We start from the raw sequence: 16750 nt of genomic DNA, 5'->3' as shown, positions 1-16750 counted from the left end.
ACGATGTGCCATGACCGCCTGGAAACGCTCGCCGATTCAGCGGAAGCTCGCGCCCACATGCGGCGCTTGCAGACAAGGGCCCGCGCCCAGCAGCTTCTCGCGCAGCGTGCCTTCGGCATAGGCGGTCTTGTAAGCCCCGCGCCGCTGAAGCTCGGGCACGAGATACTCGACGACATCGTGGAAGGTGCGCGGCGACTCCACCCACGCGAGATTGAACCCATCGATTCCGGTGTCTTCCATCAGCGACTGCAATTCATCGGCGACTTGCGCGGCGTCGCCGACCACCACGGCGCCTCTTCCGCCGATGCTCACGAACTCCACGGCATCGCGCACGGTCCATTCGCGTTCCGGATCGAGCTTGCTGAAGGAAGCAAGCGCCGACTGGCCGGCGTCCGTATCGACATAGCTCAGGGTGTCGTCCGGCCGGTAGCGCGACAGGTCGATCCCCGTCCAGCCCGAAAGCAACGCGATCGCCCCGTCATAGCTCGCCCGTTGCCGGTACGCTTCGTAGCGTTCCTGCGCCCGTTCGGCGGTCTCGTCGACGATCACGGTGAGCATCGCGAAAAGCTGCGCGCTGTGGGGCGCGCGTCCTGCCTGTTCCAGCGCCGCACGCATCGCGCGGGCCGAAGTGCGCAGGCCATTGCGCGTCGGCGCCCCGAGGAAAATGCACTCGGCGTGGCGTGCGGCAAAGCGCGTGCCGCGCGCCGAGCCACCGGCCTGGAACAGCAAGGGCGTGCGTTGCGGCGACGGTTCGCACTGGAAGATCCCTTCACTCTCGAAGTAACGGCCCTTGTGCGCGATCGGGCGCACCCGTTCGGGATCGGCATACACACCGCGTTGCCGGTCGCGCCTGAGCGCGCCCTCCTGCCAGCTTCCTTCCCAAAGCTGATAGCAAACCTCCAGGAACTCGTCGGCGCGATCGTAGCGCTCATCGTGGGCGCGCAGTTCCGTCTGACCGAGACTGCGCGCGCCGCTTTGCAGGTAAGACGTCACGACGTTCCAGGCCACCCTGCCGCGAGTCAGATGATCGAGCGTCGTGAAGCGCCGCGCGAGCAGATAGGGCGCCTCGTAAGCGACGGACACCGTGACGCCGAAGCCGAGATGTCGCGTTGCGTGCGCCATCAGCGGAATCAGTGGAACGGGATCGTTCATCGGCACTTGCGCGGCGGCACGGAGCGCCGCCGCGGGGCTGGCGCCGAACACGTCGTAGATGCCGGTGACGTCGCCGAGGAACAGACCGTCGAACAGGCCCTGCTCGAGCACCTTCGCGAGATCGACCCAGTAGTCCGTGTCGAGATAGCCGACCGAGCGGTCGTCGGGCGCCGTCCACTGACCGGGCGCGAGATGCCCGACGCAATTCATCATGAAGGCATTCAGGCGGATGTGGCGAGGCATGGCGGAGCGGATGGCTTGACGTGACAACCTGCGATTCTAGAGTTCGCCACGCGCGCTCTTAAACGCGCATTTGTCACACGCTTTTCAGGGCGCACATGGAAAGGAAAGCTTGAGCGCCGATATAGCCCGCCGCGCGTGATGCGCGATATCCATAGCGCTCGAAGTTATTTGCGACCCCCTGCGCGCCGCACTAGGATCACGTCTTTTCCACTGACTACGCTCCGCTATGAAGATCACCCCGCCGATGAAGTCCGCCTTGCTCCCGATTCTCCTTGCCTGGGGTGTGGCCTGCATACAGCCGGTGCAGGCAGCGGGCCAGACCGTTCGAGTCGGCATCATGTCGGGCGAGGACGAAGACGTCTGGCGCACGGTCGCGGCCAATGCGGCGAAGCAAGGCATCACGATGAAGATCACGACCTTTGCCGACTACACCCAGCCCAACGAGGCGCTCGCCCAGCACGACCTCGACGCCAATTCATTCCAGCACAAGCCGTATCTCGATGCGCAGATCCAGGCGCGCCACTACGACATCGTGCCGGTCGGATTCACCTATGTGCAGCCGATCGGACTCTATTCGCGCAAGGTGAAATCGGTGGCGGAGCTGCCGCAGAACGCAGCCATCGGCGTGCCGAACGACCCGAGCAATGAAGGCCGCGCGCTGTTGCTGTTGCAGGCCAATGGCGTCATCAAGCTGCGTGACAAAGTCGGCCTGCTGCCGACCGCACGCGATATCGCCAGCAATCCGAAGCACGTGCAGATCAAGGAGCTCGACGCAGGCATCGTCGGACGCGCCATCGGCGACCTCGATGCCGCCGTGGTCAACACGGACTGGGCCATCAAGGCCGGCATCAGGATTCCGCAGGAACGTATTGCGCAGGAGAGCGTGCCGGGCAATCCGTATCGCAATTTCATTGCCGTGAACGCGAAGGATGCGAAGGCGCCGTGGGTGAAAACGGTGGTGGACAGCTATCAGCAAGCCGATGTCGCCTCGACCATTCTGAAGGTCTATCACGGCGCCACGCTGCCTGCGTGGGAGGGCGCGCCGCAGAAGTGAGGCTGCGAGGGCGCGCGGTCGACCTCGCGCTAAAGGTTACGCGCTCTTCACCCGTGCCTGATCGCCACCGTTTTCAGGTTGGTGAACCCGAACAGCGCCTCGAAGCCCTTCTCGCGCCCATGCCCGCTCGATTTCACGCCGCCGAACGGCAATTCCACGCCGCCGCCTGCGCCATAGTTGTTGATGAACACCTGTCCCGCCTGCAGCTTCCGCGCGAGACGCAGGCCACGTGAGGCGTCCTGCGTCCATACGCCCGCGACCAGACCGTATTCGGTGCCATTGGCCAGCCGCACGGCATCGGCTTCGGTATCGAAAGGCATGGCGGCGAGCACCGGGCCGAAGACTTCTTCCTGTGCGAGACGGCTGTCCGGCGGGACGTCGCGGAACAACACCGCCGGCTGATAGAAGCCGTCATGCGATGCCTCCGCCGCAATCCTGCCGCGCGCGGCGACGCGAATCCCCTCGGCCTCCGCGGCCTCGACGAAGGCACGCACACGCGCATGCTGCTTCGCGTTGACGAGCGGCCCCATGTCGAGGTCCATCGAGGGCGGACCGGCGCGCATCGCGGAGAAGCGTTCGCTCAGTCGTTCGATCACTTGCTCATAAACGCCGCGCTGAACCAGCAGACGGCTCCCCGCCGAACAGGTCTGCCCCGCGTTCTGCACGATCGCGTTCAGAATGACGGGCAGTGCCGCATCGAGATCGGCGTCGTCGAAGACGAGTTGCGGCGACTTGCCGCCGAGCTCCAGCACGACCGGACAATGACGCGCCGCCGCCGCTTGTGCAACGAGCGCGCCGGTCACCGTCGAACCGGTGAACGAGATATGGCGGATCCCCGGATGCGCCGATAACGCCGCCCCCGCTTCGCTGCCGAGCCCCGTCACCACGTTGACCGCACCCGCCGGCAGTCCGGCCTCGGCGGCGATTTCGGCGAGACGCAGGATCGACAGGCTCGCGTCCTCGGCGGGCTTGACCACGCAGGCATTGCCCGCCGCCAGCGAGGCGCCCACGCTGCGCCCGAAAATCTGCATCGGGTAATTCCACGGAATGATGTGGCCCGTCACGCCGATCGGCTCGCGCACCGTCAGCACCGTGAAGCCGGTGGTGTACGGCAGGGTTTCGCCGTGCAGCTTGTCGACGCAACCCGCGTAGTAACGCAGATAGCGCACCAGCACGGCGGCGTCGCTGCGCGCGGTCTTGAGCGCCTTGCCGGTGTCGCGCGCTTCGAGCTGCGCGAGTTCATCGGCGTGCCGGGCGACGGCGTCCGCATAGGCGAACAGCAGGTCGCTGCGTTCGACCGGCGACAGCCGCGACCACGGGCCGTCGAGCGCGTCGCCCATGGCGTTTTGCGCAGCGGCGACCGCGCGTTCGATGTCGTGCGCATCGCCGCGTGCGATGGCGGCGAATGCTTCACCCGTGCTCGGATCGATCACGTCGAGCGTTGCGCCGGTTTCCGGCATGACGGGTGTGTTGCCGATGTAGTGCCGATATTCCATGACCTGGCTCCAGTTCGCTCAAGCCTTGCCGACCGCTTCCGCGACGGCGCTGCCCAGTTGCACGGTGGTCGAAGCGCCGCCCATGTCGGGCGTGCGCGGACCGGCTTCGAGAACGCTTTCGATGGCGCTGACGATGGCCTGCGCCGCCTGTTCATGACGCGCGTCGCCGCGGCCGAGGTGTTGCAGCATCAGCGCGGCCGACCAGATCTGCCCGATCGGATTGGCGATGCCGCGCCCCGCGATATCCGGCGCGGAACCATGCACCGGCTCGAACAGCGAAGGAAAGCGCCGCTCGGGGTTCAGGTTCGCGGACGGCGCGATGCCGATGGTGCCCGTACACGCCGGCCCGAGATCCGAAAGAATGTCGCCGAACAGGTTGGAAGCCACGACCACGTCGAAACGATCGGGATGCTGCACGAAGTGCGCGCACAGAATGTCGATGTGAAACTTGTTGGTCTTGATATCCGGATAGCGCTTCGACGCTTCCGCCAGGCGTTCGTCCCAGTACGGCATGGTGATCGAGATGCCGTTCGACTTGGTGGCTGCCGTGAGCTGCTTGCGCGGCCGGGTGCGCGCGAGTTCGAACGCATAGTTCAGGATGCGGTCCACGCCGGTGCGCGTGAACACGGATTCCTGCACCGCGAATTCGCGTTCGGTGCCGGGAAACATGCGTCCGCCGACGGACGAATACTCGCCTTCGGTGTTCTCGCGCACGACCAGGAAGTCGATGTCGCCGGGTTTGCGGCCCGCGAGCGGCGCGGGGATGCCGGGCATCAGCCGCACGGGGCGCAGGTTCACGTATTGATCGAATTCACGGCGGATCTTGATGACCGATTCCCACACCGCGGTATGGTCGGGTACGACATCGGGCGTGCCTACCGCGCCGAAGAAAATCGCGTCGTGCCGGCCGACCTGCTTGTCCCAGTCGGCGGGCATCATCGTGCCGTGGCGCAGGTAGTGTTCGGTGCACCAGTCGCCGAACTCTTCGAACTTGAGCGCGATGTCGAAGCGGTCCGCCGCCGCGCGCAGCACGCGCAATCCTTCGGGCATCACCTCCTTGCCGATCCCGTCGCCCGCGATGACCGCTATGTTGTGTACGGCGTTCGCCATCTTTCCTGTCTCCTGTCGATCGTGTCCGGTGTCCGCCAATCTACCGAAGGGCCGCCAACGGCGGAAGTGCGAATGCCGGAACGGGCCCTTCGAATTCATGCAAGATGCAGCGCGTCGTCACGGGACACCTCCGGCATGACCGACACCGGCTTCGAGGCGAACGCACTCAGGAAGTCGAAGAGCTTTTGCGTCGGCAGCGGCGCGGCGCCGGCGCGCATCGCGACCGACATCATGCGCGCCGCCCACGGATGACTCAGGCGCACAGAGCGCAGGCGCATCGGTTCGAGAAACAGGCCGACCGCGCCTTCCGGCAGAATGCCGATGCCCTGCCCGCTCGCGATCAGCCGGCACATCGCCTCGAAACTCTGCACCTGCACGCGAAAGCGGATCGACCTGCCGAGTGCAGCGGCTTCGCGCACCAATGAACGCGTGATCTCGGACTTGTCATCGAGGGCGACGAGATCGTGATCGAACAACGCAGCGAAGTCCACCGACGGCCCGCGCAGCGCGTGATCCTGCGGCACCAGCACGCTGATGCGATCGCTGCAATATGGCGCGAGCCGGAGCCCTTCGACAGGCTGCTGCGTCGTCACCACGCCGATATCGGCGCGGCCATCGCGCAGCGCCTGCAGGATATCGACGCTGCGCATCTCGCTGATATGCAGGCTGATGTCGCCGTAGCGCCCGGAGAATGCACGCAGTTGCTCGGGCAACTGCTGGGCGATCGCCGAGATATTCGCGTACACGCGCACGCGTCCGACCGCGCCGAGCGCATAGTCGGCCATTTCGCTGTGGATCGCATCGGTGCGGACCAGCAGATCGGTGGCATGGCGCGCCAGCGCTTCACCCGCCGGCGTGGGCTCGACGCCCGCCGACGAGCGGTTCAGCAGCGTCACCCGGAAATGATGTTCCAGCAAGGCGATGCGCCGGCTCGCCGTGGACAGCGACATATGCGACTGCTGCGCGGCGCGCGACAGGCTTCCGGTTGCCACTGCGCGCCCGAACAGCGCGAGTGAGGTGAGATCGAACATGCCGGGGCTTCCAGGAAAGAGGATGGTTTCGAGTTCTTCGAAGAGACGATTTCATGAATTCGCATTCACAGCATCGCCGCGGGGCGTTAGATTGCACACTATCGCGCGCGTGACAGGCAAGCGCGCGCGGCCACTCCATGCAACGGGACAGACATGAAACAACGAATCGGCATGATCGGCATTGGTTTGATGGGCCATGGCATTGCTCGCAACATCATCAGGCATGGCTATCCGCTGACGGTGGTGGAGCATCCGGGCAACCAGCCGCTCGATGAACTGATCGCGGGCGGCGTGAAGACGATCGGTTCGGGCGCGGCGCTGGCGGAGCAGGCCGACATCGTCATCCTGTGCGTTACCGGCTCGCCCGAAGTCGAAGCCGTCCTGACGGGCCCGGACGGCGTGCTGGCAGGGCTCAGGCGCGGCGCCATCGTGATCGACTGTTCCACCGCGGTGCCCGGCTCCACGCTGCGCATGGCCGCGCAGGTCGCGGAAGCGGGCGGCCTGCTCGTCGATGCCCCGATGACGCGCAGCGTCAAGGAAGCCCACGATGGCCGCCTGAATCTGCTGGTCGGTGCGGATGCTGCGACGTTTGAAACGATCCGCCCGCTGCTGGCGTGCTTTGCGGAGAACATCGCGCATGTGGGCGGCACGGGCGCGGGCCACACCATGAAGCTGCTGCACAACTACGTGTCGCTCGGATCGGTTGCGCTGATTTCGGAAGCGGCGGCGTGCGCGAAACGCGCAGGCGTCGCGCCCGAGGTCTTCGCCGATGTGCTCGCCAAAGGCGGCGGGGGCGGCGCGGCGCTGGAACGCGTCAGGCCGTTCCTGCAAAGCGGCGAGACCTCCGGTTTGACCTTTCATATGTCGAATGCGCTGAAGGACCTGAGTTACTACGTCGATATGACGAAGGACATGACCGCCACGCACGCCATTGCCGACTCGGTGAAAGCGACCTATGCGAAAGGCGTCGAACTGGGCGGCGCGCATTGCCCGGTGCTGCGCCTGTCAGACCTGATGGGTGGAGACTCGTTCCTGTAAGGCCGGCCGGCCGCTCAGCCGCGCGCCGCGGCGCCAATCAGACCGTCTACCGAAAACTGGTAGACGGCATCGCTGTTGAGCGAACCGAGGTAGGCCGTGCGCTGATCGCCCGAGAACGTGAGGCTCGTCAGGTGCTTGAGGAAGTTGGCCTTCGAGCGATAGAAATGCGTGCGATGAAACGCATCGCGCTGAAAGGCTTCTTCGGCGGTGCGCAGCGATTCCTCGTCGTAGTCTTCGAGAATCACGCGATAGCGGCCCGTCGCCGTGAAGACCTGCACGACGCGGTTCGAGATCGGCGAGGTGATCCATGCGTCACCGGCCGCGTCGAGTTCGAGTCCGTCGGGCCAGATGCCCGACTCGAATTCCGCGACCGTCTGCCGGTTCGACAACTCCAGCCGCTCGTTCACATCGAAGCGGATCATGCGCCGTCCGATGGTCTCGTTCACGTACAGCACGGTGCCCGTCGGATCGAGCCGGCACTCGTTGGTCCAGCCGATATGATCCGCGACGATGCGGCTCGACCCGTCCGTGTCCACCACGGCGATGTAGCCCGTCGCTTCGGCGCGATCGAAGTGATAGCCGGGCGCACTGCAACCGGGCGTCGTGCTGCTCACGCAGATCCAGAGGCGGCCGGCTTCATCGAGCAGGACGAAGTTGGTGCTGGGAAGATCGCGGCCATCGACCGAACGGACCAGCGGCTGCACGCGACCGGTGGTATCGACCGACCACACGCCGCCCTCCTCGCCCAGGTTCGCGAAGATGAACGAGCCGTCCGGACGTCGCGCGATGCCGTTCGGGCGCACGCCGTCCGGCAACGCGCCGGGCAGGCCGAGCAGACGGGTGGCGCCGTCCGCGCGCACGTGCGCGATCGCGCCCTTGGCGTCGCTGGTGTAGAGATCGCCTTCATGCCACCACACGCTTTCCGGTCGCGTGAGACCGGAGCCGGACGTGGTGACGGCATCGAGAGACAGTACGGTTTTCTGGCTGAGCGTGTGCATCGTTGCGCCTGAAAAGAATGAGAGATAGTCGGCGTCACTCGGTGACGGGACCGGCATGACCGCGCGACATGCGCCTGCCGAAGAGCATCGCGGCGAGCAGCAGGCCCGACAGCGCGCCGAGCACCGCAAGCACTTGCAGACCGCCATCGAATGTGCCGGTGAGATCCTTGATCTTGCCGATCACATAAGGGTCGATGAAACCGGACAGGTTGCCGACGCAGTTCACCATCGCCATGCTGGCGGCGGCCGCCGTTGCCGGCACCATGTCCGAGACCAGCGCCCAGAACACGACGATCGAGCAGAACGCGCCCGCGCAGGCGGCGGTGATGAGCAGCAGCTTCAGCGTGGCGGTCGCGGCGAGCGTCGAACCGCCCAGACCGATCACGGCGATGGCGAGCGGCGCCAGCACATGGAACGCGCGCTCCTTGCGCACGTCCGAGCGGCGGCCCCACAGCGGCATCGCGATGGCGGCGGCGAGGAACGGCAGCGCGCTCACCACGCCGGTCATTTGCAGGCTCAAGTGAAACGCGTGCACGATCTGCGGCAGGAAGAAACTCATGCCGTAGTTCAATCCGACGATGCCGAAGAACGCCAGACCGAGCGCCCACAGATACGGCGCGACGAGCACGCGGGCATTGCCGTGGCTCGCGACCAGGCGGTTCGAACGCTCGGCCGCGAGCGTGTCGATCAGCCAGCGTTTTTCCTGTGCGCCGAGCCAGGTGGCCTGGTCAGGATTGTCGGTGAAGACGCGCCAGATCACGCAGCCGAGCACCACGGAAGGAATCGCCTCGATCAGGAACATCAGCTGCCAGCCCTTGAGTCCGAACAGTCCGTGCAGCCCGATCAGATACCCCGACACCGGTGCGCCGATGACGCTGGCGACGGGCATCGACACGAGGAAAAACGCCAGCGCCCGCGCCCGATACGCGGCGGGGAACCAGAGCGTCAGGAAGAACATCGCACCGGGACCGAAGCCGGCCTCCGCCGCGCCGAGCAACATGCGCACCGCATAGAAGCTCGTCGGCCCGGTGATGAAGGCCGTCGCGCCCGCGACAATGCCCCACGTGATCATGATGCGCGCGAGCCAGACCCGCGCGCCATAGCGTTCCAGCGCGAGGTTCGACGGAATCTCGAAGAGGAAATACGTCAGGAAGAACAGTCCCGCGCCCAGCCCGAACACGGACGCGGAAAAGCCCAGATCGCGGTTCATCGTGAGCGCGGCAAAGCCGACGTTCACGCGATCCAGAAACGCCGCGACGAAACAGATGAACAGCAGCGGCATGAAACGGCGCGTCACCTTGCGCATGGTTGCGCGTTCGAGCGTGTCCATCGCGGTCTCCTGTGCGGACGCACGCGGGCGAACGCCTGCGTGCTGGAAGAGCTTCGGAAAGCGGGAATGGAGGCGCGCTCAGCCCACCGCCGCGCACTGCGCTTCGGTCGAATAGCGGCGCAGACGGTCGCCGGACTTCATCACCTGACCGGGCAGCGTGCGGCCCAGCACGGCTTCGAGCCGGTGCGCGGCGTCGAGCAACCGATCGAGATCGATACCCGTGCGGATCCCCAGGTGATGCGCCATGTGAACGGCGTCTTCGGTACTGACATTGCCCGTCGCGCCGGGTGCGAACGGACATCCGCCGATCCCGCCCAGCGACGATTCGAACGACGTCACGCCGACGTTCAGCGCTTCCAGCATGTTGGCAAGCGCCATGCCGCGCGTGTTGTGGAGATGCGCGGTGAGCGGAACGGGACCGAAGGCCTGACGCAGACGCAGGATCGTGTCGCGCACGATGGGCGGCGTCGCCATGCCGGTGGTGTCGCCGAGCGTGATGCCCTGGCAGCCCAGTTCGAGGTAATGTCCGGCGATACGCAGGATGGTATCGCCATCGACTTCGCCTTCGAACGGACAACCGAACGCGACGGCGATCGCGCCTTGCATCGGCATGCCGGCATCGCGCGCGAGTTGCGCCGCCTCGCCGATATTGCCGAGCGACTGCGTGATATCGCAGTTCAGGTTCTTGCCGTTATGGCTTTCCGAGGCCGACACGAAGAACACCACGGAGTCGATCTTGCAGTCGATGGCCCGCTGCACGCCGCGTCGGTTCGGCGTCAGGGCGGCGAGATGCACGCCACGGTCACGCGGGATGGCGTTCACCAGCGCTTCGGCGTCGCGCAGTTGCGGTACTGCGCGTGGCGATACGAACGAGGTGATTTCCAGATGGCGCACGCCGGCGTCGATCAGCGCGTTGGCCAGTTCGAGCTTGGTTTCGGTCGGCACGAAGGCCGCTTCGTTCTGCAGGCCGTCGCGCAGGCCGACTTCGGTCATGCGGATGCTTTCGGGATACGGCTGGGATTGCGGGGCGGGCATGCTGTCTCCATCGTCGTCTCTGTCTTTGTGAAGAGCTTAGACGCGCGACGATCGGGCACACGATCTATTTGGCGATTGAGACATGGCGAAACGCGATGGCTGATGCTTCAGCCGCTTCACGTCCCCGCCACCCGCGGCAGCCACGCCTGCGCCGGCGCATCCTGCTCCGCTTCGCCCCGCAGATGTTCGAGCAACTTCCGGCAGGCCGGCGACAGCGCCTCGACTGAACGCACGCACAGGCACAACTGCCGCGCGGCCCATTCGTCCTTGAGCTGGATCACGGCCAGCCCTTCCGATGCATACAGCTTGACCGACTGGTTCGGCATCATCCCGACGCCCAGGCCGGCCTTGATCATCGCGATCATCGCGTCATAGGACGTGCACTGAAAGCGCAGATTGATCTGCTCATGCGCCTCACGCGCCACTTTGCGCAGCAGCGTATTGGCTGCGCTGCCCGGATGCATGCCCACCTGTTCGTAAGGCAGCGTCTCGGTGAAATACACGCTGCGCTGCTGCGCCAGCGGATGCCCGACCGGCGCGACCAGCACCATCCGGTCCGTGCGATAGGGAAACGTCTCCAGCCCCGCGTCATTTTCCGCCGTGTTGTAAATGCCGATATCCGCCTCGTTCGTGCTGACGCGCCGCACCACTTCGGTACTCACGAACTCGTCGAGATCCACGCGCACGAACGGATGCGCCTCGCCGAACGCGCTGAGATCGCGCGGCAGGAACTGCGTGATCGACGACAGGTTTGCTGCAACGCGGACCTGCCCGGACAGCCCGGCCGCAAAGTGCGAGATCTCTTCGGCAAGGTCGTTCGCGTTGCGCAGCAGCAGACGCGCGCCGCGTGCGAGCACGACGCCCGCCGCCGTCGGTTCGACGCCGCGCGCCTTGCGCAGCAGCAGCGGCGTGCCCAGTGCCTGTTCGAGCTCGGAAATACGCTTGCTGAGCGCGGAAGTCGCGATGTGCTCGCGCTGCGCCGCTTCGGCGATGGTTCCGGCATCGACCACCGAAACGAACACCTGCAATGAGTAGAGACTCAGACGCATCGTCATATGAGGGAGGATCGAGGGGTCCGCCCATGCTAGGGAGCGCCGCGCAGGCTGTCCAGACGAGATGGCGAGTAAGCAGAAACCCTGATGCTTCACCCGGCATCCACGCGCGGCGTCGCAAAGCGCGATGGAACCGCGAGAAATGGTGATGTCTGAGTCCGCGTCGAATACCGCATCATGAGCGCTCGACGTGAACACGGAGCTTCACATGCAACTCGACGGTGTACGCGTGATCGATCTCACCCGCGTGATTTCGGGTCCGTTCTGCACAATGCTGCTGGCCGACCTGGGCGCCGACGTCGTCAAGATCGAAACCCCCGACGGCGATCCGGTGCGTCAGCAGGGGGCGATCGTCAACGGCATGAGCTGGTATTTCGCGGCCTTCAATCGCAACAAGCGTTCTATCGAACTCGACTTGCGCTCGGAACAGGGCAAGGCGACCTTGCGTGAATTGCTGCGCGATGCCGACGTCGTCGTGGAGAACTTCCGGCCCGGCGTGATGGAGCAGATGGGTCTGGGCTGGGACGCGTTGCAGGAGATCGCGCCGGGCATCATCCATACGAGCATCAACGGCTTCGGCACGACCGGGCCGTACGTCAAGCGGCCCGCCTTCGATTTCATCACGCAGGCGATGAGCGGCTTCATGAGCATGAACGGCACCGCCGAAACCGGCCCGCTGCGCACCGCCCTGCCGATCAGCGATCTCATCGCCGGCAATTATGCGGCGCTCGGCACGGTCGCGGCGCTGTACCGGCGCAAGGAGACCGGACGCGGCGAGCAGGTCTGCGCGTCGCTGCTCAGTTCGATGATCAGCCTCGGCGCGTTCGTGAGCGCGGACTATCTGGCCACCGGCGAACAGATGCCGCAGACGGGCAATGACCATCCGCTGGTCGCGCCTTACGGGCTGTTCACGGCATCGGACGGCGATATTGCCGTGGCGCCGTCGAACGACGCGATGCTGCGGCGGCTGTTGCAGGCGCTCGGCCTGCTGCATCTGATGGACGATCCGCGCTTCTCCAGCAATGCGCAGCGCGTGGCGCGGCGCGCGGAGATCAACGCGCTCATCAACGCGGTGATGTCGAAACAGACGCGCGAACACTGGATCGGCGTCATCAACGAAGCCGGCGTGCCCTGCGGTCTCGTGATGGATCTCGCCGATGTCTACCGCGACCCGCAAGTGCGCGACCAGGAGATGCTGCTGGAGGTCGAGCATCCGGGTCACGGCGCGGTGCGCATGACGGGCTTTCCGATCAAGTTCCGCAACGAACCCTGCGCGCTGCGTCATCCCGCGCCCGAACGTGGCGGCAATACCGACGAGATTCTGGAGGAGGTGGCGTCGAAACTCGCCGCCACGGGCGAATGATGCTGCCGGGTTTGCCGGGCCTTTCCGATCTGAGGATCGGCTTTATCGGCGGCGGCCGGCTGGCGCTGGCGCTGGCCATCGCGTGCCGGAGCGCCGGCTTGCGCGTCGCGTCAGTGGCGAGCCGGCGGCGCGAATCGGCGGAGGCGTTTTGCGGGCAGGTCGAAGGATGCCGCGCGTCCGGTGCCCAGGCGGTCTCCGCTACCTGCGATCTCGTGTTCATCACCACGCGCGATGACATGATCGAATCCATCGCCGCCTCGGTACGCTGGCGCCCGGGCATGGCGGTCGTGCATTGCAGCGGCGCAACGAGCCTGTCGGCGCTCGACAGCGCCGTGCGCGACGGAGCGCTGACCGGCGGCTTCCATCCGATGCAGTCGTTCGGCGACCCGCTCGCGGCGGTGCGCTCGCTGCCGGGTTGCGTGATTTCCGCCGAAGCGCCCGATGCGGAGCTTGCCCGCGTGCTCGGCGAACTGATCGAGCGGCTCGGCTGCCACGCCAACTGGCTGCCGCCGGGCGTGCGGGCGCGCTATCACGCGGCGGCGGGCTATCCGTCGCAGTTCATCAATGTGCTGCTCAGGGAAGCCGTATCGATCTGGAGCACATGGGGCGTGGCGCCCGAAGTCGCACTCAAGGCCTTCTTGCCGATGGCACGCGGCACGCTCGATTCGATCGAAGCGCGCGGCCTTGCCGACAGCATGCCGGGACCAGTGTCGCGTGGCGACGCGAAGACTGTCGCTGCGCACGTCGCCGCGCTGGATGCGCTCGGCCCGGCGCATCGCGCGTTCTACACGAGCTTGTGCGGCCGGACCGTCGATCTCGCGATGGAGCGCGCGCAAGGACTGGATGACGACGCCTGCAGGACGATCCGCGCGACGCTCGCAGAAGAGTCGTCGAGCGGCTGATCGAGCCATCGTGTTTCGGCATGGGCGACTCGTCAAATGCGCCGGATGCACGCGGCGCAAGTGATTAAGCTGGATCGAATATAAAAAATAGCGGAGACACTTCATGAAGCCCTCTTTCGGCCGTATGGCATCCGGCTAGGTCCCGCGTCCGCTTCCCTTCGCATTTCTGCGCCTGATTTCCGGCGATGCCGCCGTGCATCGCGTATTCACGCTCATTCGAGGAGACGCACCGACATGACCCCTGTTGCCGCCCTGAACATCGATTCCGTCTCGACCCTGGGTTCCGGCCTCACCCGCCCCGAGAGCGTGCGTTGCTGGAACGGCCGCCTGTATTCGTGCGATGCCGTCGGCACCGTGGCCGTCACCACGCTCGACGGCGCGACGCGCTTTCTCTGTCAACCGGAAGCGCTGCCCGAAGGCGTGCGTCCGAACGGCATTTCGATACGGCGCGACGGCAGCATCGTGTTCGCCAATGTCGGCCATGCGGGCGGCGTGTGGCGGATCGATGGCGAAGGCCAGGTGCGGCCGCTGATCGAGGAAATCGACGGCGTGCGCCTGCCGAGCACGAATTTTGTATACGCCGATCGCGATGACCGCCTGTGGATCTGCGTCAGCAGCACGGCGGCCGATTGCCACGATCCGGAGTTCCGCTTCGATCGTCACCGACCGTCCGGCTTTGTCGCGATGGTCGATCAGAAAGGACAAGGCCGCATCGTCGCCGATGGTATTTCGTGGACCAACGAATGCCGCATCGATGCGACGGGCCGCGCGTTCTACGTCAACGAAACCATTGGCCGCCGTCTGTTGCGCTTCGATCTCGCGGGCGACGGCACGCTGTCGAACCGCACCGCCGTGACCGGATTCGGCGACGGCTCCTGGCCCGACGGCATGGAGATCGACCCGTCCGGCGCGATCTGGATCACCTCGCCGATCTCGAACCGTGTGATCAAGGTGCTGGCGAGCGGCGAGCAGATTCCGGTGCTCGAGGATGCGGACGAAAAGTCGATCGAGATCACCGAAGCCGCCTACCGCGCCAACGACTTCCGTCGCTCGCACTTCTATCAGGTCGCGTCGAAGAACCTGCGCCATGTGACCAGCATCACGTTTTCGCTCGAGCACGAACTGGCCTTCCTCGGCTCATTGCGCAACGACGCGCTCTACCGCTTTTCGACCGCCGGACTGATGTAAGCGCGCAAGCTCCGCCTACCGACTGGAGATCACCGTGAACCCGTCAGCACAAGACCACGATACCGACCGGCTGATGTCCCGCGCGATGTGGCGGCTCGTCCCGTTCCTCTGCCTTTTGTACTTCGTGTCCTATCTCGATCGCGTCAACATCAGCTTCGCCGCGTTGACGATGAACGAAGACCTGAAATTTTCATCCGCGGTGTACGGCGCGGGGGCGAGCATTTTCTTCGTGGGCTATCTGCTCTTCGAAGTGCCGAGCAACCTGATGCTGGCGCGCTTCGGCGCGCGCCGCTGGATCGCGCGGATCCTCGTGACGTGGGGCGCGTTGTCGGCGTGCATGGCCTTCGTGTCGGGGCCGACGAGCTTCTATGTCATGCGCTTCCTGCTGGGCGTCGCGGAAGCAGGCTTTTTCCCGGGCGTGATCTACTACATCAGCAAGTGGTTCACCCAGCATCACAAGGGCCGCATCACCGGGGCATTCTTCGTGTCGCTGCCGCTGTCGAGCGTGATCGGCGCGCCGGTGTCCACGTTCATCCTTGCGCACATGAACACGGGCAGCCTCGCGGGCTGGCAGTGGATGTTCATACTCGAAGGCATTCCCGCCGTGATCCTCGGGCTGCTGTGCCTTCGCCTGCTTCCCGATCGCCCCGCGCAGGCGCGCTGGCTCAGTGCGGACGAAGCGCAGCTGATCGAGACCACGCTCGAACGCGAACGCGAGAACGTCAGGACACGCACCGGAACGGACGCGCCGATGCGCAGCTGGCAGGCGGTCGGCATTCTCAGCATGGTGCTGTTGCTGCTCGCCTCCGGCATCTACGGACTGGGCTTCTGGATGCCACAGCTCCTCAAGCTCAAGTTCCCCGACAATACGACCGTCGGCTGGCTCACCTCCGCGATCTATCTCGTGGGCGCGACCGGCATGATGGGCTGGGCGCGCTTCTCGGATCGCGGCGGCCAGCGCCATGTGCACCTGGCGATATCGAGTCTTGTGGGCGCGTTCGGGCTCATGCTGTGCGGCGCGTACAGCGGCTCTTCTTCGCTCACCGTGATCGGTCTCGCGCTCGGTGCGGCGGGCATTCTCGGCTCGCTCGTCGTGTTGTGGACCATTCCCGGCCTGTACCTGACCGGCACCGCGCTCGCCACGGGCGTCGCTGTCATCAACAGCGTGGCGCAGTTCTCGGGGATCATCGTGCCGTGGGTGATCGGCATCGCGCGCAAGTCGGGGTACGACTTTTCGATCGTGCTATACGGGCTGGGCGGCTTGCTGGTGCTCGCGGCGATATTGGCGCGGTTCGCGCTCGCCGCGCAGAGGCAGACGGCCGAGATACGCTCCGCACAAGCCGATCAGGTGACTTAGCCGACGTCGGGCGACCCGTCGGGCGACCGCTACGCAGGGAGCCCGCCGCAAAAAATCACCTGATGCTGTCGGTCTCCTGTCACAAAGCTTTCGTAGTCTCTCTGCTTCGACGACAACGAGTGGAGAACCTGGAATGACGACGGAACGCAACGCGCTGCTGGCTGTGGCCCTGACCTCGACGGCCCTGCTTGCCGCCTGCGGCAGCAATGAGGACAACAGCCCGCCCGCCACGCCCGCCGTCGACGACGGCAAGAACAGTCGGCGTTGACAGGCGGACCGAAGTGCATGGCCAACGTGTGAACGTCGACGCCCCGCACGCGCGACAAGCCGCGTGGCATGTGCACCAGCGCGGCTGACAGCGCATTCCATCCTCGATCCGCGCTTGACTGAATGACTTTGGG

The 16750-nt window shown here is 65.5% G+C and carries 15 protein-coding genes; 7 read left to right on the top strand and 8 right to left on the bottom strand.

The features are described from left to right. Positions 1 to 36 precede the first annotated feature (36 nt). Positions 37 to 1395: an LLM class flavin-dependent oxidoreductase gene (locus QCE64_RS17425; protein WP_310005047.1), complete on the bottom strand. Its 1359-nt coding sequence runs from the start codon at positions 1393 to 1395 to the stop codon at positions 37 to 39. Between the two features lie 226 nt (positions 1396 to 1621). Between QCE64_RS17425 and QCE64_RS17420 the strand changes: the two genes are divergently transcribed. Beyond that, positions 1622 to 2449: a MetQ/NlpA family lipoprotein gene (locus QCE64_RS17420; protein ID WP_310005045.1), complete on the top strand. Its 828-nt coding sequence runs from the start codon at positions 1622 to 1624 to the stop codon at positions 2447 to 2449. 47 nt (positions 2450 to 2496) lie between these two features. Here QCE64_RS17420 and QCE64_RS17415 read toward each other — a convergent pair whose 3' ends face one another. From QCE64_RS17415 to QCE64_RS17405, 3 genes are all read right to left on the bottom strand, one after another. Then, entirely contained in the window at positions 2497 to 3945 is a 1449-nt protein-coding gene (locus tag QCE64_RS17415) for an aldehyde dehydrogenase family protein (RefSeq protein ID WP_309935469.1), read from the bottom strand. A gap of 18 nt (positions 3946 to 3963) precedes the next feature. Beyond that, positions 3964 to 5055, bottom strand: coding sequence for a tartrate dehydrogenase (locus QCE64_RS17410; protein ID WP_309921754.1), 1092 nt, complete (start codon positions 5053 to 5055; stop codon positions 3964 to 3966). A gap of 95 nt (positions 5056 to 5150) precedes the next feature. Then, positions 5151 to 6086 carry a LysR family transcriptional regulator gene (locus QCE64_RS17405; RefSeq protein WP_309935468.1) on the bottom strand — a complete coding sequence of 312 codons (936 nt, stop codon included), beginning with the start codon at positions 6084 to 6086 and terminating at the stop codon, positions 5151 to 5153. 153 nt (positions 6087 to 6239) lie between these two features. Here QCE64_RS17405 and QCE64_RS17400 point away from each other — a divergent pair, with 153 nt between their 5' ends. After that, positions 6240 to 7124: an NAD(P)-dependent oxidoreductase gene (locus tag QCE64_RS17400; RefSeq protein ID WP_310005043.1), complete on the top strand. Its 885-nt coding sequence runs from the start codon at positions 6240 to 6242 to the stop codon at positions 7122 to 7124. A gap of 14 nt (positions 7125 to 7138) precedes the next feature. Here the strand turns inward: QCE64_RS17400 and QCE64_RS17395 are convergent, their stop codons facing one another. The 4 genes from QCE64_RS17395 to QCE64_RS17380 all read right to left on the bottom strand — a co-directional run bounded on the left by QCE64_RS17395 (position 7139) and on the right by QCE64_RS17380 (position 11542). Continuing rightward, positions 7139 to 8122 (bottom strand): SMP-30/gluconolactonase/LRE family protein, encoded by a 984-nt coding sequence (locus QCE64_RS17395; protein ID WP_310005041.1) that lies wholly within the window; start codon positions 8120 to 8122, stop codon positions 7139 to 7141. A 34-nt stretch (positions 8123 to 8156) separates the two neighbouring features. Next, positions 8157 to 9452 (bottom strand): MFS transporter, encoded by a 1296-nt coding sequence (locus QCE64_RS17390; RefSeq protein WP_310005039.1) that lies wholly within the window; start codon positions 9450 to 9452, stop codon positions 8157 to 8159. Between the two features lie 78 nt (positions 9453 to 9530). Beyond that, positions 9531 to 10487 (bottom strand): hydroxymethylglutaryl-CoA lyase, encoded by a 957-nt coding sequence (locus QCE64_RS17385; RefSeq protein WP_309921742.1) that lies wholly within the window; start codon positions 10485 to 10487, stop codon positions 9531 to 9533. Positions 10488 to 10603: 116 nt separating this feature from the next. After that, the gene (locus tag QCE64_RS17380) at positions 10604 to 11542 is read right to left on the bottom strand and encodes a LysR family transcriptional regulator (protein ID WP_309935464.1); all 939 of its coding nucleotides are present in this window, start codon (positions 11540 to 11542) and stop codon (positions 10604 to 10606) included. Positions 11543 to 11747: 205 nt separating this feature from the next. Between QCE64_RS17380 and QCE64_RS17375 the strand changes: the two genes are divergently transcribed. The 5 genes from QCE64_RS17375 (at position 11748) to QCE64_RS17355 (ending at position 16617) form a co-directional block, all read left to right on the top strand. Then, complete coding sequence (locus tag QCE64_RS17375) at positions 11748 to 12902, top strand: CoA transferase (protein ID WP_309921737.1); 1155 nt, start codon at positions 11748 to 11750, stop codon at positions 12900 to 12902. Then, on the top strand, positions 12902 to 13804 hold the full coding sequence (locus tag QCE64_RS17370) for a DUF2520 domain-containing protein (RefSeq protein ID WP_310005037.1): 903 nt from the start codon (positions 12902 to 12904) through the stop codon (positions 13802 to 13804). Before QCE64_RS17375 ends, QCE64_RS17370 begins: the two co-directional genes overlap by 1 nt. Positions 13805 to 14038: 234 nt before the next feature. Beyond that, positions 14039 to 14992, top strand: a complete 954-nt coding sequence (locus QCE64_RS17365) for an SMP-30/gluconolactonase/LRE family protein (protein ID WP_309935462.1) — start codon at positions 14039 to 14041, stop codon at positions 14990 to 14992. Between the two features lie 34 nt (positions 14993 to 15026). Continuing rightward, on the top strand, positions 15027 to 16349 hold the full coding sequence (locus QCE64_RS17360) for an MFS transporter (protein WP_310005035.1): 1323 nt from the start codon (positions 15027 to 15029) through the stop codon (positions 16347 to 16349). 133 nt (positions 16350 to 16482) lie between these two features. Continuing rightward, positions 16483 to 16617 (top strand): hypothetical protein, encoded by a 135-nt coding sequence (locus QCE64_RS17355; RefSeq protein ID WP_309935460.1) that lies wholly within the window; start codon positions 16483 to 16485, stop codon positions 16615 to 16617. Positions 16618 to 16750 lie beyond the last annotated feature (133 nt).

The sequence above is a fragment of the Caballeronia sp. LZ043 genome (genome assembly GCF_031451075.1).
GTDB lineage: Bacteria > Pseudomonadota > Gammaproteobacteria > Burkholderiales > Burkholderiaceae > Caballeronia.
Note: the sequence above shows the minus strand (reverse complement) of the source record. Positions and strands in the feature narration are given on the sequence as shown.